Source organism: Amylibacter marinus (assembly GCF_030160015.1).
Classification (GTDB): Bacteria; Pseudomonadota; Alphaproteobacteria; order Rhodobacterales; family Rhodobacteraceae; genus Amylibacter; species Amylibacter marinus.
The window spans coordinates 251,307-274,408 of the sequence record NZ_BSNN01000004.1 but is presented as its reverse complement, the minus strand read 5'-3'; the positions used below and the strand labels follow the sequence as shown (position 1 = coordinate 274,408).

Sequence of the window (23,102 nt, the reverse complement as noted above, 5' to 3'; positions counted from 1 at the left end):
TGTTATATGTTGCTAGGCAAGGTCTATTCAAAATGTATCAAGGCCAGTTAACAACAGATGGCGACAAAAGCCAATCGCGGCGTTTTCTTTATCGGATTTTAGTGCAGGTTATAGATCAAAGGTCGCAAATACGGGTGCATGGTCGCTGGGCTTTTCCCAGCCCCGCGCGGGACGCAAGATGCGGCTGGAATGGGCCGTGGGGGCAATATCTGGGGTGGCCCAGATGTGATCAAGGCGCCGCCCTTTGTCTGCGGCATCCCAATCCTTGGCGCGGTATGACCACCAGCTGTAAAGCAGACCCTCGGGAATATCTTGGCGGGTGATATCCACCCAATTGGCGCTGTCTTGGACGGCGGCCAGATGGTCTACCTCGATCGGGGTGTGGCTGACGATTTTCAGCAGTTTTTTGTGATCCCACACGTCATCTTCGCGCGGGGCAATATTCAAATCCCCCACCAGTACGGATTTTTCAGGGCGGGTCTTGGTAAAATAATCCCGCATCTCGGTTAGGTAATCCAACTTTTGGCCAAATTTTTCGTTGATTTCGCGGTTGGGCTTATCGCCACCTGCGGGTACATAAAAATTGTGAATGGTCATTTTGCCATCAACACTGGCGGCAATGTGGCGGGCGTGTTCTAGGGCGGCGAAATCTTCGCATGCGGTTTCTACAAGTGGCAGGCGCGATAGGATTGCGACGCCATTATAGCCTTTTTGCCCATTGGCAACCATGTGAGAATAGCCCAGCTCTGCAAATTTTTCTGTTGGTATTTTATCAACGGGGCTTTTGCATTCCTGTAGGCACAGAACATCGGGGGCTTCTTCTGCCAATAATTTACACACGATATCTTCGCGTAGGCGGACAGAATTGATGTTCCAAGTGCAAACTGTAATGGGCATGGGAATTGGCCTTTTGATGGTGTTTATTATGGATAGCGCAGCTAAGGGTATCTGACCACTACAAACAGATTTAATACGGTAAATAAGCAAGAAACGGAGCGCATAAAAAAGGCCCGCCCGAAGGCGAGCCAGTCCAGGGGAGAAACTGGAATTTTTAGGCGACCAGGCGATAACCGCCGGATTCTGTAACCAACAGGCGCGCATTCGAGGGGTCTGGCTCGATTTTTTGGCGCAGTCGATAGATATGTGTTTCTAGGGTATGGGTGGTGACACCCGCGTTATAGCCCCATACCTCGTGTAACAGCGTATCACGTGGCACCACACCATCAGCAGAGCGGTACAGGAACTTTAGGATATTCGTTTCTTTCTCGGTCAGGCGAATTTTTTTCTCGTCTTCGGTCAGCAGCATCTTCGCCGCTGGTTTGAACGTATATGGCCCAAGGTTGAAAACCGCATCCTCTGATTGCTCGTGTTGGCGCAATTGTGCCCGCAGGCGGGCCAAAAGAACGGGAAATTTGAATGGCTTAGAGACATAGTCGTTGGCGCCCGCATCCAAACCATAAATGGTATCTGCATCAGTATCTTGGGCGGTCAGCATCACAATCGGGCATTTCACGCCCTGTTTGCGCATAAGCCGGCATAGCTCTCGGCCATCCATATCCGGCAAGCCAACATCCAGAATAACCAAATCATACAATGCCTCTTTGGCGCGCTCTAATCCGCTGGTGCCGTCTTCGGCCTCGAATACATCGAATTCTTCGGTCAGGATCAGCTGGTCTGCCAATACTTCGCGCAGATCGGGATCATCATCAACCATCAAGATTTTTTTCACGTTTTGCATATTACTGCTCCGTATTTGTTCTGGGTTTAACTTGTGGTTTTTTGCCGAGTTCTGCAATGTGTCACGGCGATCTCTCACAGAGTCGTGTCAGAATACGGGGAAATGTTTCACATTTCCTTTCTGGAATATATAGAACGTAGAAATCTGTAACAATTCGAGGCGTGAAATGTCGATCCAATTAACCACAGCCGAGCAACTGGCTCGGTGCCGCGCAGATTTTCGCATGGGTGTGGGGGTTGTTTTATGTGATGGAGCGTCCCAATGGATTGTTGCCAGCGCCGAAACATTGTCTGCCCCGCGCTTTGATGGGCTACGCGCCTTGGGGGATTTGGAGATTGCGATTACCAATTGGCGGGCGGTTACGCTATCTACTTGGGCGAATGATGGCGATATCGCACGGATTTTTGTGCCCAATGATCAAGGACTGGATTGGGTGCGCTCTATGGCGGATCCATCCGATGATCTTCGCCGCCCGATGCTGGGCCCGTTTCAGCATGTTTATGATGGTGATGCGCAGGCGCATCGCCTGGCCCTATCCATCTGTAAATCGGCCCACCTGTTGCCCGCGGCGGTGGTCGTGCGGGTAACCGGCCAAGAGGCCTGTGGACTTCATAGTGTAGATTTGCAAACGATCAAAGAGGCAGATGCGGTGCTGGGGGCACAGTTGGCTCATATTTCCACCGCCAGAGTTCCGCTGAAATATTCCAAGGATGCCCGTGTGCATGTATTTCGCCCCCAAGATGGCGGAGAAGAGCATTATGCGATTGAAATCGGCAATCCTTCCCGCGCAGAACCAGTGCTGTCTCGGCTGCACTCGGCCTGCTTCACGGGGGATTTGATCGGGTCTTTGAAATGTGATTGCGGGCCACAGCTGGACGCGGCCCTGAAAAATATCGCCGAGGATGGCGCTGGGGTTTTACTATACATGAACCAAGAGGGCCGCGGGATTGGCTTGGCCAACAAGATGCGCGCCTATGCTCTGCAAGATCAAGGATTTGATACGGTAGAGGCCAATCACCGATTGGGATTCGAAGATGACGAGCGCAATTTTTTGCTCGGGGCGGAAATTCTGCGCCTGATGGGATTTGATGCAGTGCGTTTGATGACCAACAACCCAGCCAAGGTCGATAGTATGAATACGGCAGGAATTGCGGTATCTGAGCGTGTGCCATTGAAGGCGGGGCACAATCATCTAAATGCAGATTATTTGGCAACCAAGGCTGCCAAAAGCGGGCATTTGTTATGAGCCGATTTGACGATCTAATCGTCAGCAAATGGGGCGCAAGGTTTCAGGGTGTTAGATACCCCGTATCCGTTGGGCGCGGCGGTATCGGCATTAAGAGCGGCGAGGGCGATGGGGTCACGCCAATTGGATCTTTTCGGATTTGCGCTCTGGGCTACCGCGCGGATCGTGTGGATTTTGATGCACCGCACCTGTTTCAGCGTCCTATTGGGCTGAATGATAAATGGTCGGATGATGCGCGGGATTCTAATTACAACCATTCGATCAGCGCGTTTTCATACGCCTATAGCCATGAAGTACTGCGCCGTAGTGATGGTCTATATGATGTATTTGGTGTGTTGGATTACAATTGGCCAGATGCTGTTCCTGGGCGGGGCAGTGCGATTTTCATCCATGCATGGCGCAAACCACGCCACAGAACCGAGGGCTGTGTGGCGCTGGCGCGCGGTGACCTGATTACAATTTTGCAAAATTGGCAACCTTGGTCGCGGGTGGTGATCCGCGGCTAGCTAGCCATAATCGCGTGCGCCAAAGATAGCCGTACCGACCCGCACATGGGTGGCGCCAAATTTGATCGCTTTTTCGAAATCATTACTCATGCCCATGGATAGGTTTGCCAACCCATTGCGCGTGGCGATTTTGCGCAACAATGCAAAATGCAGGGCGGCCTCTTCATCTGCGGGGGGAATAACCATCAGGCCGGTAATCGGCAGATCCATTGCGCGGCACTCTTTGATAAATGCATCAGCGTCTGCGGGTAGAATTCCTGCCTTTTGCGGCTCGGCACCGGTATTAACCTGTACAAATAATTCGGGCGCGCGACCTTGGGCCTGTATTTCACTGGCTAGTTTTGTGGCCAGCTTGGGGCGATCTAGGGAATGTATCGCGTCAAATAGGGCAACGGCGGGTTTAACCTTATTCGATTGTAATGGGCCTAGCAGATGGACCTGAGTGTCCGGAAACTCTGCACGCAAATCGGGCCATTTCCCCTGTGCCTCTTGCACTTTGTTTTCGCCAAATATGCGATGCCCCTGTTCCAATACCTGTTGGACGCGCTCTAGCGGTTGCACCTTGGATACAGCAATTAATGTTACGCTATCTGCTGTGCGATCGGCATCCAATGTTGCAGTGGAAATTTTTGTGGTGATATCGATAAGGGACATTTTAATTCTCCAAAGAAAAAGGGCACCCGAAGGCGCCCTTTAACATAATTAATCCGTTAGGATTAGAATGACATTGTGATGCCCAAGTCGTAACGTGCGTCGCCAACTAGAGCGTCGTCGCCGTCTACGTAACCAGCTTTAACTTTCGCGCCGCCACCTAGGTCGTATGCAACACCCAAGCCGTAAACGTCTGCGTCTGTTGAACCGTCGTCAAGAACTTTGTAGAAAGCAGTTACTGTTGCAGCGTCGAAGCCGTAGTCAACAGAAAGACCCAACTGAGTTGCGTCGCCAGCTTTTGTGTACAAAGCTTTCAAGCCTAGGTCGCCAACATTACCAGCAACAGAAAGACCCATGTGCGCGTCAGAAGCACTGTCTTCGTCTTCGTAACCAGCGCCTACTGTCCAGTCGCCGAATGTGTAAGAAACACCCAATGCTACTTCGTCGTCGCCTTCACGTTGTCCAGCAGAAGCGTAGATTGTTGCGCCAGAGAAAGAAGCTTCTAGAAGAAGACCTTCATCTTCGCCACCAGTTAGGTAAGCTGTTTCGTTGAAGTCGCCGTTACCTACGTAACCAACACCTGACAGATCGCCAACTGCTTTTTCCATAGCGCCGTCGATGTCGCCCATGGTTGCTTTCCATGACTCACCAGCTAGGAATACAGAACCAGCTGTACCAGCTGCGCCGCCGATTGCGTTGTCTGCGCGGATAGAACCACCGAATGTTAGGCCGCCATCTGTTTCACCAGAAGCAGTGAATACGATACGGATACGTGAGTTGAATACTGTGTCTGTACCGTCGTTAACGATACCCATGCGGCCGTTACCAGATACGGCTACGTCAGCAGCTGCTACAGAAGCAGTTGCTACCAATGCTGTAGAAGCAATAAGAAGTTTTTTCATTTTATTTCCCTCGTTGAGTTAAATGAAGGTGCACCCCTCTTCGGGGAATCCGATGAGAGTTGAAGGCAACATCACCAAAACAGCAGGGTGGGTCAATAATTTCGCCAGTGGCATTTGATAAAAGCTGGTTTTGGTGGCAAACCTGCCACACATTTGCGCTATACGCGTGTATCGGGGCGGAAATCTGCCTATTTCGTCTCTTGTTATGCCCCCCTGACCACGCTAGATATTGGGCAACTTTTAAATGGTGGGCGTCAATATGAAGGCATCGATAGGAATTTCAGTTTTTTTCACAGTGTCGGCACTATTGTTAACGGCCTGTGGCGAGGGAACCACAGCACCCCAAGAGCCAAAGGCCGAGGAAAAGGAAGCAAGAATCCAGGATTTGTTCCTGCGCCCTGATGCCAGCGTTTCAGTTGTTGTTAACAAATACCTTTGGAATGCCTCATTGGATGTCTTGAATTTCTTGCCTGTGGAATCTGCGGATCCATTTACGGGTGTTTTGTCATTTGGATATGGGCGCGCACCTGGGTCGGGCACTGCGTATCGCGCCACCGTCTTGGTATCAGGCCCTGCATTGGATGCACGTTCGCTACGTGTCTCGGTGCAAACCCGCGGTGGCACCGCCAGCGCCGAAACCCAACGCCAAATTGAAAACGCTATTCTAACACGCGCGCGCCAAATACGCATCGCAACCGCAAAACGCTAGACCGCGAAACGCGCGTCACCCCATGAATTCCGCGCCGGGCAATTGTCCGGCGCAAAACGTTAAGGTAGAAATATGTCCCGTTACAACGCCAAAGAGACCGAGCCAAAGTGGCAAGAAGCATGGAACACCGCCGAGAGCTTTCGTGCGGTGCCAGATGATCGCGAGAAATACTATGTGTTAGAGATGTTCCCGTACCCATCGGGGCGCATTCATATGGGGCATGTTCGCAACTATACCATGGGGGATGTTGTTGCGCGGTATAAATCCGCGGCTGGGTTTAACGTATTGCACCCCATGGGTTGGGATGCTTTTGGCATGCCTGCGGAAAACGCGGCGATGGAAAAGGGCGTGCATCCAGGTGATTGGACCTACCAAAACATCGCAGATATGCGCGCCCAGCTAAAACCAATGGGCCTATCTATCGACTGGACCCGTGAATTTGCCACCTGTGATCCGGAATACTATGGCCAACAGCAGGCGTTGTTCATTGATATGATGGGCAAAGATTTGGTGTATCGCAAAAACGCCGTTGTGAACTGGGATCCAGTGGATATGACCGTGCTGGCCAACGAACAGGTGGAAAACGGCCGCGGCTGGCGATCTGGTGCGTTGGTAGAGCGCAAAGAGTTGACCCAGTGGTTTTTCAAAATCTCGGCGTTTTCTGATGATCTGTTAGACAGCTTGGACAATATGGACAGCTGGCCGGAAAAAGTGCGCACCATGCAGAAAAACTGGATTGGCAAATCCACGGGCCTGCAATTCGAATTTAAAACCAATGGCGCGCCTTCCGGTTTTGAGGGGCTAGAGGTGTACACAACGCGCCCTGATACATTGTTCGGTGCGGCCTTTGCTGCGATTTCTGCGGATCACCCGCTGGCCAAACAGCTGGAAGAAAACAACCCTGAAATCGCGGCATTTAATGCGGAATGCCGCCAACTGGGCACCACAGAAGAGGCGATGGAAACCGCCGAGAAGAAGGGATTTGATACGGGTATTACTGTAACGCACCCGTTCAACGATGCATGGGAATTGCCGGTTTATATCGCCAATTTCGTCTTGATGGGCTTTGGCACTGGGGCGGTATTTGGCTGTCCTGCACATGATCAGCGTGATTTGGATTTCGCGCGCAAATATGACTTGGTGGTGACCCCTGTTGTTTGCCCCGCGGATCAAGACCCAGATACGTTTAGCATTGGCAAGAAGGCCTTTACCGAAACAGGGAACCTGATCAACTCTCGCTTCTTGGATGGGCTAAGCATCGAAGATGCCAAAACCGAGGTGATTAAACGCATCGAGGGCAAAGGCGCTGGCGCGGCCAAGACCCAATATCGCCTGCGCGATTGGGGTGTATCACGCCAACGCTACTGGGGCTGTCCGATCCCAGTGGTGCACTGTGAAAAATGTGGTGTGGTACCAGAGAAGAAGGAAAACCTGCCGATTGAATTGCCCAAAGATGTGGCATTCGACAAACCGGGTAATCCGCTGGACCGCCATGAAACGTGGCGCAATTGCGCCTGCCCATCCTGCGGTGGGGATGCTCTGCGCGAAACAGACACCATGGACACCTTTGCGGATTCTTCTTGGTATTATGCCCGTTTCACCGCGCCCAAGGCTGAAACACCTACGGATGCCAAGGAAGTCGATTACTGGATGAATGTTGATCAGTATATCGGTGGTGTTGAGCACGCCATCCTGCACCTATTGTACGCGCGCTTCTTTGCGCGGGCTATGCACGCCACGGGCCATCTGCCCAAGCGCGCAACAGAGCCGTTTAATGCGCTGTTCACCCAAGGCATGGTGTGCCACGCCACCTACCAAGATCCCGATGGCAAATGGGTGAACCCCGATGATACCCGCGCGATCGAGGGCGGTGGTTTCGAAACATTGGATGGCCGCCCGATTACGGTGGGCAAATCAATCAAGATGTCCAAATCCAAGAAAAATGTGGTGGATCCGGATGACATCATTGATCAATACGGCGCAGATACCGCGCGCTGGTTTGTGATGTCAGACAGCCCACCCGAGCGCGACGTAGAATGGACAGCATCCGGTGCCGAGGCCGCTTGGAAACACCTACAACGGGTGTGGCGCCTGTGCGTAGAGGTTCAGGAAATGGGCGAGGGCGACACCGCACAAGATGCAGCACTGGAAAAGGCCCGCCACCGCGCGATCGACGAGGTGACCAAGGGCATCGAGGGCTTTGCCTTTAATAAATCTGTGGCGGCCCTGTATCAGTACACCAACACTGTTTCTAAATCCGATGCCAGCAAGGCCGCCAAATTGGTCGCAATGCAAAGCATGGCACAGATGATGCAACCCATGACCCCGCATCTGGCCGAAGAGGTTTGGGCGGCAATGGGTGGAGAGGGCCTTGTGACAGGCGCGCCTTGGCCACAGGTTGACGAGAGCAAGCTGGTGGATGACACGGTGATCCTACCGATCCAAGTAAATGGCAAGCGGCGCGCGGAAATTGAGGTTGCGATTTCGGCCACAAAAGACCAGATTGAAAAGATGGCACTAGAGACACCCGCAGTAACCCGCATCCTAGATGGCGCCGCCCCGAAGAAGATCATCGTGGTGCCTGGCCGTATCGTAAACGTTGTTGTTTAATCGGCGCATATTCCTATTGGGGGCGCTGCCCCTGATGGGCTGTGGATTCGAGCCTGTTTATGGCGAGAAATCCTCCGCATCTGCCCTGTTGGGACAGGTAGATATTCAGGTGCAAAACAGCCGCAACAGTTTCGAATTTCGGGATCGCCTGATCGAAAGGCTGGGCCGCGGTGATGCATCAGCGCCCTATTATCTGACCTATGAATTTGGCATCACCTCTGATGATCTGGTGATCAGCGATTCTGATAATGTTACGCGCTACACGCTGAGTGGTGTAACCCGCTATAAAATCCTAGAACGCGCCAGTAATACAGTGGTGTTTACGGATAAGGTTGCCTCGAACACGGCCTATTCGGCAACCTCGGGCACCTATCAAACATCGGTTGCCGAGCGCGATGCGCATGTGCGTCTAGTCTGGGATATGGCCGAAAAAATCGCTACGCGTATTTCTATTGTAGCACCGGATTGGCCAAAATGAAGCTGGCCGGCCCCAAGGCAAATGCCTATTTCGCCAAGCCTGATCCGGCGCATCATGCAATCCTGATTTTTGGAAATGACAGCATGCGCGTGGCCCTGCGCCGCCAAGAATTGATACTGGCATTGGTGGGGAAAAACGCAGACGAGGAGATGCGCCTGACGCGGATTTCAGCGGCAGAGCTGCGCAAAGAGCCCGCCTTGGTTCTGGATGGGCTAAAGGCATCTGGGTTCTTCCCCGGCCCACGGGTGGTATTTGTCGAAGATGCCGGCGATGGGTTGACCAAGACCATTCAGGGGGCGCTGGATGATTGGTGCGAAGGTGATGCGACCTTGGTTGTGACCGCAGGTCAGCTGAATGCGCGCTCGAAATTGCGTAAGGTTTTTGAGCCGCTGAAACAGGCCATGGCGATTGGCATATATAACGACCCGCCAACCCCTGATGAGATTATACAAACAGCCCAGAAGGCAGGATTGAAGGATTTTGAACTCGAGGGCAAAAATGCATTGCTGGCCTTGGGGCGCCAATTAGACCCCGGAGATTTGCAACAAACCATCGAAAAACTGGCACTTTATAAGCTGGGCGATGATACGCCGGTCAGTGTTGCAGATATTACAGAATGCACCCCCGCTAGTATCGATGCGGGTCTTGACGAGGTCTTGCATATGGTGGCCGAGGGACGGTCTGGCGAGGTGGTTCCTGTGCTAAAACGCCTGTTTGGGCAGGGGCATAATCCCACCAGCCTATGTATCATGGCTACGCGCCACTTTCGCACATTGCACGCTGCCGCGTGTCACCCACAGGGGCCCGATACTGGGCTGGCGCGGGCCCGCCCGCCGGTTTTTGGCCCCCGCAAGGATCGCATGGTGCGCCAAGCGCGTTCTTGGGGGGGGGCGAAATTAGAAGTGGCCCTAACGGTACTGATGGATACAGATTTGGCATTGCGTTCTAGCCAAAAAGCGCCTGAATTGGCCTTGGTAGAGCGCGCGTTCATTCGATTGGCGATGTTGCGCCCCAAATAGGAGAAGTTATGTATACGATTGTTGGTGAATTGCGGTCTCGGTCTTTGCGTGTATTATGGACAGCCTTAGAGATGGATTTGGAATTTGAGCATGTTTCTGCCCCCCCTCAAAGCGAGGCCGTGCGCCGTGTAAATCCCTCTGGCAAAATCCCTGCATTGGTGGCGGATGGGCATCTGATCACAGATTCCGTGGCTATTATGACCTATCTTGCGGATCGCCATCATCAGCTAGGTTTTGCGGCCGGTACCATCGAGCGTGCGCAAATGGACAGCGTTATTCAGCTGATAAACGATGAGGTTGATGCGGTGCTATGGGCCTATTCGCGGCATAAATTTGTGCTGCCCAAAGAGAAGCGGGTGGCCGAGGTTCTGCCTGTTTTGGAATGGGAGTTACAACGCGGATTTCAATCGGTGCTGGGCAGGCTAGGAGATGGGCCGTACCTGATGGGCGAAAAATTCACAATTGCCGATATTTTGCTAACGCATTTGGGGGGCTGGGCACGCACCTATGGGTTTACGCTGCCTGCGGAATTGCAAAGCTATTGCAAAACGCAAATCCAACGTCCTGCCTACAAAGAGATGTTTCGCCGCGCCGCCGAATTAGAGGCCAAATAGTCAATTGCCCCCTGCGCCGCCCAGCGGCCGGTTGCCAAACATCCGCTGATCAAATAGCCCCCTGTAGGGGCCTCCCAATCAAGCATTTCGCCTGCGCAGAATACCCCTGCGCATTGGTGTAACATAAGATCTGTGTTCAGCGCCGATTGCATTACACCCCCAGCGGTGGAAATGGCCTCGTCTATCGGGCGTGGGCCAAGATGTGCCAATGGCAGATTTTTGATTAATGTGGGAATTTCACTCTGCGTCACTTTGGGGGTGCATTCATGAAACAGCGCGATTTTAGCCGCTGGTAGGCGCAAGGATTTCCGCAGGATATTTGATAGGCTGTTTTTGGGGTTGGCCCGTAACAGCCGCGCCTGAAGTTGCTGTTGGGATGTGTCTGGCATGAGATCAACAATCAGTGGTGCACCTTCGCGCAAACGGGCGCTAAGCGCATAAACCGCACTACCTTCGATGCCATTTCGTCCGATAACGAATTCGCCGCGCACGCGGTCGGGGCCTGCGCTTAGGGTTGCTGGTTTTATGGGCTGACCGAAATGTTTTTGCATATGAACAGACCAGTTGACCTGAAATCCCATATTGGCGGGCCGAAAGGGGGCGATATCCACGCCCTTGTTGCCTAGAATTTCCGCCCAAGTACCGCGGGCACCCAGTCGCCGCCAGCTGGCGCCACCAAGGGCCAGAACGGTGGCGCGGGCGGTGATTTCCTGGGGGCCATCGGGGGTATTAAAATGGTTTACCCGATCAGAAAACCCCACCCATTCCCAACGTGTGTGCAGAGATACACGCGCCGCATTTAGGCGCTGAAGCCAGTTGCGCAACAGGGGAGAGGCCTTCATCACGGTAGGGAATACCCGCCCTGAACTGCCGGTAAATATCTCTTGGTCCAGCGCGCGCGCCCAATTGCAGACATCGCGATTGCTAAAGTCCCGAAGCATTGGGCGTAACCAGATTTGGGATGCACCAAAGGCCGCGCAGAATTGATCGAAGGGTTCGTCTTTGGTGATGTTCAGCCCAGATTTACCCGCCATCAAAAACTTGCGTCCCATAGAGGGCATGGCGTCTACCAATGTAACCGACAGCCCAGCATCGGCGGCGCGGTGGGCAGCCATCAGCCCCGCAGGGCCTGCGCCAATAACACACAGATCGATCACTTTGGCTTACTGGGCTGTTTGAATTCCACGACCTGATGCGGATAGGGGATTTCGATATTGTTGTCCTTCAGCGCATTCCAGATCAGGAACAAAACGTCTGATGTGTATTTGTTTTTGCCGTCATCTATACCGTTGACCCAAAACTCTACGCAGAAATCAATGCCGCTGTCGCCAAAGCCGCGCAGCTCGCAATCCGGGGGTTCTGGAGTTTGTAAAACATCCGGATGCGCCGATACAGCCTGTTGGATTATATCAGGTATAAGGTTGATATCCGTATCATAGGACACAGAGAAGTTTGCCTCATATCTATTACCTGATCCAGCGTCTGAATAATTGGTGATCCGTGTGGTGATGAAATCCTCGTTGGGCACCACAATCCATTTGCCATCAAAGGTTTCAAGGATTGTTGCGCGCGACATCATTTTTACGATGGTACCAGCCTCGCCGCCATCCAATTCAACGAAATCACCAATGGTGGCCTGACCTTCTAGTAGTAAGATAATGCCCGAGATGAAGTTGGATGCTATTTTTTGCAAACCAAACCCAAGCCCCAAACCGATAGCCCCACCAAATACCGCAAGACCAGACAGCGGTATGCCCATAATGTTAAGCAATAGGAAGAAACAAGTGGCGAAAATCAAAAGTTCGGCCGCCTTGCTGGCCAAGGCGCGCACCGGCTTTTTCATTTCTTTTTGGGATTCAATCAGCGTCGCACTCTGGGTGTTTGACCAGCTGCCCAGCCAGAACAGAAAACCGCCGAAAATTAGGCCTGACACAACATCCATCAACGAAAACCCGATGCTGCCGATCGCAACACGCGTATTGATCAGCCATTCGGATGCCAGTGGCCATAACCCCAGCGTATACAATAGCGCAATAGGCAACAGGGCGTATTTGGCGATCAGTCGGGGCAGGGGCGCATAGATGATTTTGGTGGCCAAGATCCATGTGGCAAGAAGGATGCATAGACGTTTTCCAAGGCCGATAACCTCGCTTGCGCCAAATGTATTTGCGGCAATTTGCTCGGCGGTGCCCAGCATCGCATAGCACAACAGAGGCAATAGAAGTGGCAGAAATTGCCGTGCAAATACGCGCACCTTTGATAGCAGGGTTTCGCTGCTCTCTGGTGGCGTTAACCAAGGGGTTAATATGCGCGATAATATTTTAGAGATGTAAAAGGCCAGACCAAAGGCAATTAGGATCATAGCCGCCTGCCCCCAAGCGGCGATGCTCAATAGCCAAGAGATAGCAGTGTCAAAGCCGGCTTCTGCGTATGCGATATAGCGTTCCATGGCCAATGCCCCCAAAATATTCAAACCATACCATAGGTAGTATGGCTGGGGTTAATCAACCCACTTGGCCTTGGAACTGGCGAATTACCTGTTCGTATGTGGCGCGTTTGAAGGGTACAATGCGATCCAACAGCTCTGCCGAAGGCATCCAGCACCATTGTGAGAATTCGGGCTCTTTGGTGTGTATATTGATTTGCGAATCCTCGCCGATAAACCGCATCAGGAACCAGCGCTGTTTCTGCCCGCGGTAGCGGCCCTTCCACAGCTTTGGTATCAGATGGTGGGGTAAATCGTAGGGGATCCAGTCCTCGGTTTCGGCCATCACTGTTACGGCATCAGATGGGATGCCGGTTTCTTCTTCTAGCTCGCGGAGTGCCGCGGCGCGGGGGTCTTCGCCCTTTTCCACGCCACCTTGGGGCATTTGCCATGCATCGGGATAACCATCCAGCCGCTGGGCAGCGAATATGCCCCCCTGTTGATTACACAGCATAATGCCAACACAGGGGCGATAGGGTAGATTTTGGATTTCTTCTTCGGTCATCTTAGTTCTGATCCAAGGCTGTTAGGCCCTTTAGAATGTCCAAGGCATAGGCCAGTTGGTAGTCCTGCTCGCGCAGTTTTGCGGTTTCTTCTTGGGCCAGTTGCTCTGCCTTTAGCTGTTCTTTTTCTGCATCAGATAGGCTGTCGTTAGACAAAGAGCCCGCCAAATCGGCCTCGAATCGGCGGTTTTGTTCTGCCTCTTCTTCTTCCGTTAGTTCGACGGGGGGGCGTTGATTTACTAGGATATCGGGTGAAACGCCAAGTGCCTGAATAGAGCGCCCAGAAGGGGTGTAGTAGCGCGCGGTGGTCAGACGGATTGCACCCTCTGCCTGAAGTGGCATAACGGTTTGCACCGAGCCCTTGCCAAAGGTGCGCGTACCTACAACGATTGCGCGGCGGTGATCCTGCAATGCACCAGCTACGATTTCAGATGCGGATGCAGAGCCACCGTTCACCAAGATCACCACAGGTTTGCCCTCGGTCAAATCACCTGGTGTTGCATTATAGTGTTCGGCACTGCCGTTTTGGCGGCCACGGGTGGATACGATCTCGCCCTTTTCTAGGAATGCATCAGATACGCGGATCGCTTGGTTCAATAGGCCACCGGGGTTATTGCGCAAATCAATAATGAACCCATTCACCGCATCCATGCCGCCAGCCTCTTTGACCTTTTCTTTCAGGCCTTCTTCTAGGTTGCGATAAGTCTGATCGGTAAACGAGGATACCCGCAGAACCACTGTTTCAGATTCAATGCGCGCACGTACGGCGCGAATTTTGATGGTTTCGCGCACGATGGTTAGATCAAATGGCTCGTCAACGCCCTCGCGTGCGATGGTAATAACGATCTCTGAGCCAACCGGCCCGCGCATTTTTTCAACGGATTCGTCCAATGTCTGACCAAGGGTGGTAACCCCGTCGACCTTGGTTATGAAATCCCCAGCCTCTACACCAGCGTTGGCCGCAGGGGTATCATCAATGGGGGATACCACCTTTACATAGCCTTGTTCTTGGGTCACCTCGATGCCCAGCCCGCCAAATTCACCGCGGGTATGCACCTGCATTGATTCGAAATCTTCTGGGGGCAAATAGCTGGAATGCGGGTCAAGCGAGCGGAGCATGCCGCTGATGGCGCTTTCGATTAGTTTCTCTTCGTCGACCTCTTCCACGTAGGCAGAGCGAATGCGCTCGAAAATATCACCAAAAAGATCAAGGTGCTCGTAGGTGGATTTGATGCGCTGGGTTTCTTGGGCTATTAGGGGACCCGTAAGTTGCGATGTGATGATCACACCCGCAAATGCGCCACCGATGGCTGCTGAGATAAACTTGTTCATTACGCGTCCTAACCTTTGCTTCCTTTGAACCAGTGGATCGGATCAACTGGCTTTTTGTTCTTGCGGATTTCCAAATACAGCGTCTCTTGCGCTAATGTGTCACCCGCCTGTGTTACTTCTAATAACAGATCTCCAATTTCTAACGCTTTTCCGCCAATGATGCCAATAGGATCATCTTTGTTTACGATGTCACCTGCCGAGACATAGCTCTGGCCCAGACCTGCTAGAATTATAAGATACTCTGGATCTGGCTCTAGAATAATAACATTTCCGTAATCTAAAAACGGGCCAGAGTAGCGCACCGTTGATTGCCACGGTGCTTTCACCAACGAAAGAGGTGCCGCAGCCAGTAACAAGCCCGGGCGCGCCAGACCTGCGGCGTCTTTTTCATCGAATTGGCGCAAAACGGTGCTGTTGGCAGGGAATAACAGCTGATCACGCACCACACCGAAAGAGGCAATAGAGGTTGCCTCTACGGGTAGGTTTGAATCAGACAGAGATTGCGCAAATGCGTTTAGGCTCTTGCTGTTTTGTACAAGCTTCGCCAGCATTTGTGGATCGTCAACCAATCGGCGCGGTAGTTCTCCGCGCTGGGCGATGGCCTTGCTTAGGTCAACGCGGGCTGCATTTAGGCCAGCCAACCCAGTGGCGATATCATCTAGTGCCGTTTGTTGGGCGGTTTGTACCGCGTGAAGTTCGGCGATCTCGGCGCGCAAATTTTCGGCCTGAGCTTGCAAACCCGGTGTGATTTCAGACAGCATCATACCAGAGCGCGCCGTGCCAACCGGGCCTGTTGGGTGGATCAATAACAGGGGCGTTGTGGCGCGTTCCAATGTTTGCAACACCCCCAAGAGGCGGCTGATTTGATCGCGTCGGCGTTCAAACTCTAGGCGCAGGCTTCGCTCGCGGATGGTAACCCCGCGATAGCCCGTGCGCATGGCCAGTAGGCCCGCTTCATAGGCCTGAATAGTATTGGTCAGGGCCGATACGCGATCCTTGGCAGTTTCTGCCTCGCTGAGCTGTTTTGCGGCTGTGGCAAGGGTAAAGGATGCCTGTTGCACCTCGTCAACGGCATCAGCTAGCGCCGTAGGTGCAGCAAGAGCCAACGCAACAATACATCCTAACGATTGCGCCAGATACCTCACGTGAGCAACGATTTCCCGGTCATTTCTGGCGGAGAGGTTAGCCCCATCAACTCTAACAGACTTGGGGCTAGATCGGCCAATCGGCCACCATCGCGCAGACCCGCGCCCTCTGGGCCACCCACCAAAATCACCGGTACAGGATTGGTGGTATGGGCGGTATGGGGTCCGCCTGTTTCTGGATCGATCATGGTTTCACAATTGCCATGATCCGCGCAAATTAGCATCGCACCTCCCTTGGCATTTACCTTCTCGACCACCTGTGCCACACCCGCATCGACCGCACTACAGGCGGCCATGGCGGCCGCTAGATCACCCGTGTGGCCCACCATATCTGGGTTGGCATAGTTCACAACGATCAGATCATATTCGTCGCTATCAATAGCCGCCAGTAGGTTTTCGGTAACCTCTTCAGATGACATCTCGGGCTGAAGATCATAAGTGGCCACCTTGGGGCTGGGTGCTAGGTAGCGTACTTCGTCAGCGGCGGGTACCTCGACGCCACCGTTCAAGAAGAAAGTCACGTGAGGGTATTTTTCGGTCTCAGCAATGCGAAATTGTTTCTTGCCCTGTGCCGCAACCCATGCGCCAAGCGTGTTGGTGATCTTTTCTTTTGGGAATACGCAATCCATATAGGTGCCATGGCGATCAGAATATTGTGCAAATCCCGATAGGATTGCCAAACTGGGGCGCGGGCCGGTTTCAAACCCATCGAAATCAGGGTCGCCAATGGCAGCCAAGATCTCGCGGGCGCGATCGGCGCGGAAGTTCAAAAACAACAGCCCATCGCCATCCTTGATGCCCTGATAATCACCCAAAACGGTCGGAGGGATAAACTCATCGGTAACATCCTCTGCATAGGCTGCGTTGATCACCGCCTCTGCGGTATCGCTGCGTGGGCCTGTAGCATTCACCACTGCACCATAGGCCTGCGCAACACGATCCCAGCGGTTATCGCGATCCAATGCAAAATATCGCCCAGACAGGCTGGCGACAGAAACGCGCTCACCTAACACCGCTTCCAAATCTTTTAAATATCCAAGAGCGGATTTCGGCGCCACATCCCGACCGTCGCCAAATAAATGCAGCTTTACCTCTAGCCCAGCATCCGACAGGGCGCGCGCGGCGGCGATCATGTGGTCGATATGGCTGTGTACACCGCCATCGGATAACACCCCGCACAGATGCGCCACACCATTTGAATCCCTTAGCGCATCGACAAAGCGGGTTATGGCCGGCAGGGTCGCAAACTCGCCGCGCTCAATCGCGCCCTCGATTTTGCGTAGATCCATTTCTACCACGCGCCCGGCACCGATGTTCATATGCCCGACCTCGGAATTACCCATCTGCCCATTTGGCAACCCTACATCAGGGCCATAGGTGATCAAGGTAGATGCAGGGTTTTCGGCCATCAGCCGATCAAAGCAGGGGGTTGATGCAAGCGCTACGGCGTTGCCCTTGGTTTCGGGGCGAAGGCCCCAACCATCAAGAATGCACAGTACGGTTGGTTTCAGTTGGGTCATGATAAGTCCTTTGTTAGGCAATTTGTAAGACGCCTAGCCCCGAGGATCAACAACTCACTCGGTTAGAATAGCACTTACTTTCAATGCGCGTGTCGTACTGCCGTCAACTTTTAGCTGGCCGCTCATAAAAGCCATGGTGGGGTTTTGCGTCCCTGCCAATATTTTTTCGAAAACAGCCTGTGTCGCAGATAGTGTAACGTCGGCCACTTCATCGCCAAGGCGTGCGCCCTCTTCGCTGAGGATAATTGCGCATTGGTCGGTGACATCCAATTTAGCGGTGCCTTGAATTTGGCCTTTGGCTTTTTCATTTAGTATCTGCAAAAACTCTGTGAACTCGATCATTATTTGCTCCTATTTCGATGGGATAGGGCTAGCATAGGGGCGAGATGGATCAAGTTTGCCGTAGCGTTCAAACGCGATGATAGGGGCCGCCGGACAGTATATTTGCGCCTCGGTATAGTTGCTCTGCAATCATCACGCGCACCAGCATATGTGGCCAAACCATTTTGCCAAAAGATAGGCTAAAATCCGCCTCGGCACGAAGGGCAGGATCGATGCCATCGGCACCACCTATAATCAGAGCGATATCCCCCTGACCTTGGTCGCGCCATTTGCCTAGATGATTTGCAAACTCGGGCGAGCTTAGCACCTTGCCGCGCTCGTCCATACAAACCAACAGAGCCCCTTTGGGCATTGCACGGCGCAGCAGATCTGCCTCGGCAGCCATGCCACCACCCTTTTTTGCCTCGACTTCGTGAATTTTCAGAGGACCCAGCCCGATATTGCGGCCGGTTTTATCAAAACGGGCGCGGTAATCATCGATCAGTGTGTATTCAGGGCCATTTCGCAAACGGCCAACAACGCACAGATGAACGCGCATCTATGCGTTTGTTGAGTCCGCAGATTCTGTCAGCCACATTTTTTCGAGCTGATAGAATTCCCGAACCTCGGGGCGGAAAATATGGACGATAATATCGCCCGCATCCAACAACACCCAATCGCCGGCACCCTTGCCCTCGATTGTGGCAACCTTGCCGGTTACATCCTTGATGCGCGTATGCAGGTTCTCTGCCAATGCGCTGACTTGGCGTGCGGAACGGCCAGATGCCACGACCATGTGGTCGGCCATGGACGATTTGCCCTTAAGGTCGATGGTTATGATATCTTCGGCCTTATTATCTTGAAGAGAGTTCAGCACCAAATCCAACAAGCTCATGCTTGGTATATTTGAATTATTTGCAGCGTTTGCCGCATCAACAGTTCTAGCCAGAACCGTATCCTCCGTAAAAACACACCGTTCCTTGGTGCTAAGGTGAATTGAGATTAGCACCCCGCGCAGGGAGGGGCAAGGGCCGTTAGGGTGCGGGATTATTCCCGCACAAGTTTTTCATAGCTTTCTGCGATGTCGCGCGCCATTGCACCCACCTCGAAGTTATAATCGCCAATTTGGCCCACGGGCGTTACCTCGGCGGCGGTACCAGTTAGCCAGCATTGCTCGAATCCTTCTAGCTCTTCTGGCATGATGTGGCGCTCATTCACGGTGATGCCCTTGCGTTCCAACATCTTGATGGTGGTCTGGCGTGTAATCCCATTTAGGAAACAATCGGGTTTCGGGGTGTGAACCTCTCCGTCCTTAACAAAGAACATATTGGCGCCGGTAGCCTCTGCCACGTAGCCGCGGTGATCAAACATCATCGCATCCGAGCATCCCTTGGCTTCGGCTTGGTGTTTGGCCATGGTACAAATCATGTACAGGCCAGATGCCTTGGCGAAACAGGGGATGGTTTCTGGGCTTGGGCGTTTCCATTTGGAAATATCCAGCTTTGCGCCTTTCATTTTTGCATCACCATAATAGGCGCCCCACTCCCATGCGGCCACAGCCATGCGCACAGGGTTAGATGCGGATGCGACACCCATGTCCTGGCCAGATCCGCGCCATGCCAATACGCGCACATAGGCATCAACCAGATTGTTGGCTTTCATAACCTCGTACTTGGCGGCTTCGATTTCATCAACGGTGTAGGGAATTGGGATGTCTAGCTCGTTTCCAGAGAACAGCAGGCGCTCTGAATGCAGGCGGCTTTCGAAAATTTTTCCGTTATAGGCGCGCTCGCCTTCAAAGACAGAAGAGGCATAGTGCATCGCATGTGTCAACAGGTGCACATTAGCATCGCGCCAGTCGACCAGCTGTCCATCCATCCAAATTTTACCGTCGCGATTATCGTAGCTGTCAGCCATCGGAATTCCCCTTCACGTTAAATTGTTTCGAAATTAGTGCCGAAACGGACACATTATTGCGATAAACCTTCAATCGACTAACAATTGATTCTTGGAAAGTCAATATTGCTGACGTATTATAAGGAAACTGCAGGGGCTACCAAATGAACGACAGTCTATTGAACCGATCCCGAAAGCGCGACGCGCTGTTGTTTCTGACAGATGATCAGCTGCTTCAGGGGATCGAACTGATGTATTTCGCCTACAAGGGCTTTACCTCTGATCCTGATAAGATTTTGCAGAACCATACCTATGGGCGGGCACATCACCGTGCCATTCATTTTATCAACCGCCACAAGGGTTTAAAGGTAAATGACTTGTTGGATATTTTGGGGATAACGAAACAGTCTCTGAATCGCGTTTTGCGCCAGCTGGTCGATGATGGGTTGGTCGAAAGCCGCGTTGGCGTCAAGGACAAGCGCGAGCGAAATCTCTACCTTACCGAGGCGGGGACAGCGCTGGATCGCGAATTGTCAGATGCCCAGCGCGCCCGCATGCGCAAGGCCTATCGCGCGGCTGGCCCCGATGCGGTACAGGGCTTTCGCATTGTTCTAGAACAAATAATGGACAATGAGACCTTGCATCACCTACGCCGTTTAGAGAAAGATCGTACAAATGATTGATTCTGATGCCCATATTCTAATCGTCGATGATGATGAACGTATTCGAGGATTGCTAAAGCAATTTTTAAATCGCAACGGCTTTTTCGTATCTGCCGCGCGCGATGCCGCCCATGCCCGCCGCCTGTTGTTGGGATTGGAATTTGATCTGATTGTATTGGATGTGATGATGCCAGGCGAAGATGGGTTAACCCTGACCCGCAGTCTACGCGAAACGCTTTCGACACCCATTTTGCTGTTAACGGCCAAGGGCGAGGCCAGCGAGCGTATTTTGGGATTGGAATCCGGTGCGGATGATTATCTAGCGAAACCGTTCGAGCCAAAAGAATTGGTGTTGCGCATAAATTCAATTCTGCGCCGCGTGCCCAAAGAGGACAGCGGCGTTACCCCACCAAAAACCATGCAGATGGGCTCGGTACGTTATGATCTAACCCGCGGAGAGCTGTGGCACGATGATGCACCGGTCAAGCTAACGGCAACGGAATCCGCCCTGATGCGGATTTTCTCGGCTAATGCGCATCAGCCCGTAAGCCGTGCCAAGCTGGTAGAGGATCTGGCACGCAATGGTGTGCAAAGCCAAGAGCGCGCGGTAGATGTGCAGATCACCCGCCTTAGACGCAAGTTAGAAACAGACCCAAAGGTGCCGCGCTATCTGCAAACTGTGCGCGGGGCTGGTTACATGCTGGCACCTGATTGATGACAATTTATCTGACGCATTCAGATTGTTTGGAACACGTAACCCCGAGTGGCCATCCAGAACAGGTGGCGCGGTTACGGGCGATCAATCAGCGCCTCGATAGGCCTGAATTTGATAGGTTACACCGCATCGATGCGCCCCTAGGTACCAAGCAGTTGGTCAGCCTTGCACATCCGGCGCAGTATTTTGACCGGATTCAGGCCGCATGCCCTGCAACGGGGGTCGTTTCTTTGGATGGGGACACCCATGTAATGAACGCCAGCTTTAATGCGGCCCTGCGCGGTGTTGGCGCGATTTGCCATGCAGTAGATTTGATCCTACAGGCAAAAGACACCAACGCCTTTTGTGCTACTCGCCCGCCCGGGCATCACGCCGAGGCTGAAACACCCATGGGGTTTTGTCTGTTTGGTACCGCCGCCATCGGGGCGAAATATGCACTGAAGCAGGCCGGTATAAACCGCGTGGCCGTAGTTGACTTTGATGTGCACCATGGAAACGGCACCCAAGATTTGGTCTGGAATGACCCTGAAATCATACTGGTAACATCACAAGAGATGCCGCTGTGGCCCGGCACCGGTGATGCAACGGAACGCGGGGCGCATGAAAATGTGATCAACATCCCGCTATCTGCCGGTGCCAGTGGCGCGGATTTGATGGATCACTATCACCAGAATGCCTTGCCTGCACTTGTCGCCCATGCGCCGGATTTGCTGATTATTTCCGCAGGTTTTGATGCCCACTGCGCCGATCCACTGGCGGGGCTTGCCTTTACGACCGCGGATTATACCGAAATCACCAAGATGCTGTGCGATTTCGCGGATCAGCACTGTCATGGCCGCGTTGTCTCGACACTGGAGGGTGGATATGATTTAGACGCATTGGCGGACAGTGTTGCCGCCCATGTTAGCGTATTGATGGAGCATTCAAGATGAGCACAAAACCGGTATCAGAGTTAAACTTCGAGGATGCATTGGCTGAGCTGGAACAAGTGGTCACCAGCCTAGAAGGCAGTCAGGTGGCGCTGGATGATAGTATCAAATTATACGAGCGCGGTGCGGCCCTGCGTGCCCATTGCGAGGCAAAGCTGAAAGAGGCCGAGGAAAAAGTCGCCCAAATCACTTTTGGGGCAGATGGGCAACCCAATGGGTTGAAGCCCGTCGAGGACTAGGGCCTGTGGTTTCAGATTTCAAACTGCTGTTGCAGTCCCATGTCGATCAGGTTGAGGCAGAACTGAAAGCCCGCTTGGCGCTACAAGGCGTGCCTTTGGTTGCCCCCATGAGCCATGCGGTGCTGAATGGCGGCAAACGATTGCGCGCCTTTCTGGCGATGCAATCATGTGGGCTGTATGATCTACACCCCGATGTTGGGGTGCGGGCGGGTATGGCGATTGAATGCATGCATGCATATTCGTTGGTGCATGATGATCTGCCTTGTATGGATGATGATGACCTGCGCCGTGGTCAGCCCACTGTTCATGTGAAATGGGATGAGGCCACGGCCGTATTGGTCGGAGATGCATTGCAGAGCCTGAGCTTTGAAGCCCTGTCCGAGGTTGATGTAGCCCCGAGGAATGTTTTAGCGGCTGTGCGTGCGCTGGCCGTTGCCGCAGGTGCGCGGGGCATGGTGCTGGGCCAAGTTCAGGATATTCAGGCCGAAACCAGCCCTGTCCCGTTGGATCTGGCGCAAATATCGGAATTGCAATCCAACAAAACCGGTGCCCTGATCGAATGGTCGGCCTGTGTGGGTGCGGTATTGGCAGGGCATGATCAAAGTGCGCTGCGCACCTATGCGCGGGCGATTGGGGTGGCATTTCAGATCCAAGATGATGTGATTGATGTAGAGGGAGATGCCCAAACCGCAGGTAAGAAATTGCAAAAAGATGCGGATGCGGGCAAGGCAACCTTTGTTTCATTGCTGGGCTTGGAAAACGCCAAACTGCGTGCCAAAGAATTGGTAGAACAGGCGCAGGATGCGCTGGCGCCTTTTGGCGGGCGCGGAGATCCTTTGCGACATGCTGCGCAGTTTATCATTACCCGCAAGATGTGATATA

General features: G+C 53.0%; 26 protein-coding genes. 12 read left to right on the top strand and 14 right to left on the bottom strand.

The genetic code is table 11. From position 1 onward, the window contains the following. Positions 1–108: 108 nt before the first annotated feature. Complete coding sequence (locus QQL62_RS08565) at positions 109–897, bottom strand: exodeoxyribonuclease III (RefSeq protein ID WP_284377813.1); 789 nt, start codon at positions 895–897, stop codon at positions 109–111. Between the two features lie 154 nt (positions 898–1,051). Beyond that, a complete protein-coding gene (locus tag QQL62_RS08560) occupies positions 1,052–1,738 on the bottom strand; it encodes a response regulator transcription factor (RefSeq protein WP_284377812.1) in 687 nt (228 codons plus the stop codon). A 166-nt stretch (positions 1,739–1,904) separates the two neighbouring features. Between QQL62_RS08560 and ribA the strand changes: the two genes are divergently transcribed. Continuing rightward, positions 1,905–2,984: a GTP cyclohydrolase II gene (gene ribA / locus QQL62_RS08555; RefSeq protein WP_284377811.1), complete on the top strand. Its 1,080-nt coding sequence runs from the start codon at positions 1,905–1,907 to the stop codon at positions 2,982–2,984. Next, on the top strand, positions 2,981–3,490 hold the full coding sequence (locus QQL62_RS08550; RefSeq protein WP_284377810.1) for a L,D-transpeptidase family protein: 510 nt from the start codon (positions 2,981–2,983) through the stop codon (positions 3,488–3,490). Before ribA ends, QQL62_RS08550 begins: the two co-directional genes overlap by 4 nt. Here the strand turns inward: QQL62_RS08550 and QQL62_RS08545 are convergent, their stop codons facing one another. Together QQL62_RS08545 and QQL62_RS08540 are read right to left on the bottom strand one after the other, a co-directional pair. After that, positions 3,491–4,144, bottom strand: coding sequence for a YggS family pyridoxal phosphate-dependent enzyme (locus tag QQL62_RS08545; protein ID WP_284377808.1), 654 nt, complete (start codon positions 4,142–4,144; stop codon positions 3,491–3,493). 62 nt (positions 4,145–4,206) lie between these two features. Continuing rightward, the gene (locus QQL62_RS08540) at positions 4,207–5,043 is read right to left on the bottom strand and encodes a porin (RefSeq protein WP_284377805.1); all 837 of its coding nucleotides are present in this window, start codon (positions 5,041–5,043) and stop codon (positions 4,207–4,209) included. 259 nt (positions 5,044–5,302) lie between these two features. On the opposite strand from QQL62_RS08540, the gene QQL62_RS08535 reads away from it, so the two are divergent. From QQL62_RS08535 to QQL62_RS08515, 5 genes are all read left to right on the top strand, one after another. Then, complete coding sequence (locus QQL62_RS08535) at positions 5,303–5,752, top strand: DUF3576 domain-containing protein (protein WP_284377802.1); 450 nt, start codon at positions 5,303–5,305, stop codon at positions 5,750–5,752. A 72-nt stretch (positions 5,753–5,824) separates the two neighbouring features. Continuing rightward, positions 5,825–8,362 (top strand): leucine--tRNA ligase, encoded by a 2,538-nt coding sequence (gene leuS / locus QQL62_RS08530; RefSeq protein ID WP_284377797.1) that lies wholly within the window; start codon positions 5,825–5,827, stop codon positions 8,360–8,362. 34 nt (positions 8,363–8,396) lie between these two features. Continuing rightward, complete coding sequence (lptE, locus tag QQL62_RS08525) at positions 8,397–8,840, top strand: LPS assembly lipoprotein LptE (RefSeq protein ID WP_284377792.1); 444 nt, start codon at positions 8,397–8,399, stop codon at positions 8,838–8,840. After that, positions 8,837–9,859: a DNA polymerase III subunit delta gene (holA, locus tag QQL62_RS08520; protein ID WP_284377790.1), complete on the top strand. Its 1,023-nt coding sequence runs from the start codon at positions 8,837–8,839 to the stop codon at positions 9,857–9,859. Before lptE ends, holA begins: the two co-directional genes overlap by 4 nt. An 8-nt stretch (positions 9,860–9,867) precedes the next feature. After that, positions 9,868–10,473: a glutathione S-transferase family protein gene (locus QQL62_RS08515; RefSeq protein WP_284377787.1), complete on the top strand. Its 606-nt coding sequence runs from the start codon at positions 9,868–9,870 to the stop codon at positions 10,471–10,473. Here QQL62_RS08515 and QQL62_RS08510 read toward each other — a convergent pair. The 10 genes from QQL62_RS08510 to QQL62_RS08465 form a co-directional block, all read right to left on the bottom strand. Next, complete coding sequence (locus QQL62_RS08510; protein ID WP_284377785.1) at positions 10,428–11,630, bottom strand: TIGR03862 family flavoprotein; 1,203 nt, start codon at positions 11,628–11,630, stop codon at positions 10,428–10,430. The two genes, QQL62_RS08515 and QQL62_RS08510, sit on opposite strands and share 46 nt — an antisense overlap. After that, positions 11,627–12,922, bottom strand: a complete 1,296-nt coding sequence (locus QQL62_RS08505) for a mechanosensitive ion channel family protein (protein ID WP_284377783.1) — start codon at positions 12,920–12,922, stop codon at positions 11,627–11,629. The genes QQL62_RS08510 and QQL62_RS08505 overlap by 4 nt, the downstream gene beginning before the upstream one ends. 55 nt (positions 12,923–12,977) lie before the next feature. Continuing rightward, on the bottom strand, positions 12,978–13,463 hold the full coding sequence (locus tag QQL62_RS08500) for an RNA pyrophosphohydrolase (RefSeq protein ID WP_284377781.1): 486 nt from the start codon (positions 13,461–13,463) through the stop codon (positions 12,978–12,980). Between the two features lies 1 nt (position 13,464). Beyond that, positions 13,465–14,793 carry a S41 family peptidase gene (locus tag QQL62_RS08495; protein WP_284377779.1) on the bottom strand — a complete coding sequence of 443 codons (1,329 nt, stop codon included), beginning with the start codon at positions 14,791–14,793 and terminating at the stop codon, positions 13,465–13,467. Positions 14,794–14,801: 8 nt separating this feature from the next. Continuing rightward, positions 14,802–15,899: a murein hydrolase activator EnvC family protein gene (locus tag QQL62_RS08490; protein WP_284377777.1), complete on the bottom strand. Its 1,098-nt coding sequence runs from the start codon at positions 15,897–15,899 to the stop codon at positions 14,802–14,804. Positions 15,900–15,934: 35 nt separating this feature from the next. Further along, the gene (gene gpmI, locus QQL62_RS08485; RefSeq protein ID WP_284377774.1) at positions 15,935–17,458 is read right to left on the bottom strand and encodes a 2,3-bisphosphoglycerate-independent phosphoglycerate mutase; all 1,524 of its coding nucleotides are present in this window, start codon (positions 17,456–17,458) and stop codon (positions 15,935–15,937) included. A gap of 54 nt (positions 17,459–17,512) precedes the next feature. Next, positions 17,513–17,800 (bottom strand): SCP2 sterol-binding domain-containing protein, encoded by a 288-nt coding sequence (locus QQL62_RS08480; protein ID WP_284377772.1) that lies wholly within the window; start codon positions 17,798–17,800, stop codon positions 17,513–17,515. Between the two features lie 67 nt (positions 17,801–17,867). After that, positions 17,868–18,338 carry a 23S rRNA (pseudouridine(1915)-N(3))-methyltransferase RlmH gene (rlmH, locus tag QQL62_RS08475; RefSeq protein WP_284377770.1) on the bottom strand — a complete coding sequence of 157 codons (471 nt, stop codon included), beginning with the start codon at positions 18,336–18,338 and terminating at the stop codon, positions 17,868–17,870. Then, complete coding sequence (gene rsfS / locus QQL62_RS08470; RefSeq protein ID WP_284377768.1) at positions 18,339–18,674, bottom strand: ribosome silencing factor; 336 nt, start codon at positions 18,672–18,674, stop codon at positions 18,339–18,341. 152 nt (positions 18,675–18,826) lie between these two features. Next, entirely contained in the window at positions 18,827–19,696 is an 870-nt protein-coding gene (locus tag QQL62_RS08465; RefSeq protein ID WP_284377765.1) for a branched-chain amino acid aminotransferase, read from the bottom strand. 143 nt (positions 19,697–19,839) lie between these two features. Between QQL62_RS08465 and QQL62_RS08460 the strand changes: the two genes are divergently transcribed. Genes QQL62_RS08460 through QQL62_RS08440 form a run of 5 tightly spaced genes read left to right on the top strand, consistent with a single transcriptional unit; the run spans position 19,840 to position 23,098 of the window. After that, on the top strand, positions 19,840–20,358 hold the full coding sequence (locus QQL62_RS08460) for a MarR family winged helix-turn-helix transcriptional regulator (protein ID WP_284377762.1): 519 nt from the start codon (positions 19,840–19,842) through the stop codon (positions 20,356–20,358). Beyond that, on the top strand, positions 20,351–21,052 hold the full coding sequence (locus QQL62_RS08455) for a response regulator (RefSeq protein WP_284377759.1): 702 nt from the start codon (positions 20,351–20,353) through the stop codon (positions 21,050–21,052). The genes QQL62_RS08460 and QQL62_RS08455 overlap by 8 nt, the downstream gene beginning before the upstream one ends. After that, positions 21,052–21,984: a histone deacetylase family protein gene (locus tag QQL62_RS08450; protein WP_348520663.1), complete on the top strand. Its 933-nt coding sequence runs from the start codon at positions 21,052–21,054 to the stop codon at positions 21,982–21,984. Before QQL62_RS08455 ends, QQL62_RS08450 begins: the two co-directional genes overlap by 1 nt. Next, positions 21,981–22,220 (top strand): exodeoxyribonuclease VII small subunit, encoded by a 240-nt coding sequence (locus QQL62_RS08445; RefSeq protein ID WP_284377755.1) that lies wholly within the window; start codon positions 21,981–21,983, stop codon positions 22,218–22,220. Before QQL62_RS08450 ends, QQL62_RS08445 begins: the two co-directional genes overlap by 4 nt. 5 nt (positions 22,221–22,225) lie before the next feature. Then, positions 22,226–23,098 (top strand): polyprenyl synthetase family protein, encoded by an 873-nt coding sequence (locus QQL62_RS08440; RefSeq protein WP_348520662.1) that lies wholly within the window; start codon positions 22,226–22,228, stop codon positions 23,096–23,098. Positions 23,099–23,102: the final 4 nt, after the last annotated feature.

What these genes read in the sequence shown, in the direction of transcription:
- QQL62_RS08565 (WP_284377813.1), bottom strand. Translation starts at nt 897, where the DNA reads ATGCCCATTACAGTTTGCACTTGGAACATCAATTCTGTCCGCCTACGC.
- QQL62_RS08560 (WP_284377812.1), bottom strand. Translation starts at nt 1,738, where the DNA reads ATGCAAAACGTGAAAAAAATCTTGATGGTTGATGATGATCCCGATCTG.
- ribA (WP_284377811.1), top strand. Translation starts at nt 1,905, where the DNA reads ATGTCGATCCAATTAACCACAGCCGAGCAACTGGCTCGGTGCCGCGCA.
- QQL62_RS08550 (WP_284377810.1), top strand. Translation starts at nt 2,981, where the DNA reads ATGAGCCGATTTGACGATCTAATCGTCAGCAAATGGGGCGCAAGGTTT.
- QQL62_RS08545 (WP_284377808.1), bottom strand. Translation starts at nt 4,144, where the DNA reads ATGTCCCTTATCGATATCACCACAAAAATTTCCACTGCAACATTGGAT.
- QQL62_RS08540 (WP_284377805.1), bottom strand. Translation starts at nt 5,043, where the DNA reads ATGAAAAAACTTCTTATTGCTTCTACAGCATTGGTAGCAACTGCTTCT.
- QQL62_RS08535 (WP_284377802.1), top strand. Translation starts at nt 5,303, where the DNA reads ATGAAGGCATCGATAGGAATTTCAGTTTTTTTCACAGTGTCGGCACTA.
- leuS (WP_284377797.1), top strand. Translation starts at nt 5,825, where the DNA reads ATGTCCCGTTACAACGCCAAAGAGACCGAGCCAAAGTGGCAAGAAGCA.
- lptE (WP_284377792.1), top strand. Translation starts at nt 8,397, where the DNA reads ATGGGCTGTGGATTCGAGCCTGTTTATGGCGAGAAATCCTCCGCATCT.
- holA (WP_284377790.1), top strand. Translation starts at nt 8,837, where the DNA reads ATGAAGCTGGCCGGCCCCAAGGCAAATGCCTATTTCGCCAAGCCTGAT.
- QQL62_RS08515 (WP_284377787.1), top strand. Translation starts at nt 9,868, where the DNA reads ATGTATACGATTGTTGGTGAATTGCGGTCTCGGTCTTTGCGTGTATTA.
- QQL62_RS08505 (WP_284377783.1), bottom strand. Translation starts at nt 12,922, where the DNA reads ATGGAACGCTATATCGCATACGCAGAAGCCGGCTTTGACACTGCTATC.
- QQL62_RS08500 (WP_284377781.1), bottom strand. Translation starts at nt 13,463, where the DNA reads ATGACCGAAGAAGAAATCCAAAATCTACCCTATCGCCCCTGTGTTGGC.
- QQL62_RS08495 (WP_284377779.1), bottom strand. Translation starts at nt 14,793, where the DNA reads ATGAACAAGTTTATCTCAGCAGCCATCGGTGGCGCATTTGCGGGTGTG.
- gpmI (WP_284377774.1), bottom strand. Translation starts at nt 17,458, where the DNA reads ATGACCCAACTGAAACCAACCGTACTGTGCATTCTTGATGGTTGGGGC.
- QQL62_RS08480 (WP_284377772.1), bottom strand. Translation starts at nt 17,800, where the DNA reads ATGATCGAGTTCACAGAGTTTTTGCAGATACTAAATGAAAAAGCCAAA.
- rlmH (WP_284377770.1), bottom strand. Translation starts at nt 18,338, where the DNA reads ATGCGCGTTCATCTGTGCGTTGTTGGCCGTTTGCGAAATGGCCCTGAA.
- rsfS (WP_284377768.1), bottom strand. Translation starts at nt 18,674, where the DNA reads ATGAGCTTGTTGGATTTGGTGCTGAACTCTCTTCAAGATAATAAGGCC.
- QQL62_RS08465 (WP_284377765.1), bottom strand. Translation starts at nt 19,696, where the DNA reads ATGGCTGACAGCTACGATAATCGCGACGGTAAAATTTGGATGGATGGA.
- QQL62_RS08460 (WP_284377762.1), top strand. Translation starts at nt 19,840, where the DNA reads ATGAACGACAGTCTATTGAACCGATCCCGAAAGCGCGACGCGCTGTTG.
- QQL62_RS08455 (WP_284377759.1), top strand. Translation starts at nt 20,351, where the DNA reads ATGATTGATTCTGATGCCCATATTCTAATCGTCGATGATGATGAACGT.
- QQL62_RS08450 (WP_348520663.1), top strand. Translation starts at nt 21,052, where the DNA reads ATGACAATTTATCTGACGCATTCAGATTGTTTGGAACACGTAACCCCG.
- QQL62_RS08445 (WP_284377755.1), top strand. Translation starts at nt 21,981, where the DNA reads ATGAGCACAAAACCGGTATCAGAGTTAAACTTCGAGGATGCATTGGCT.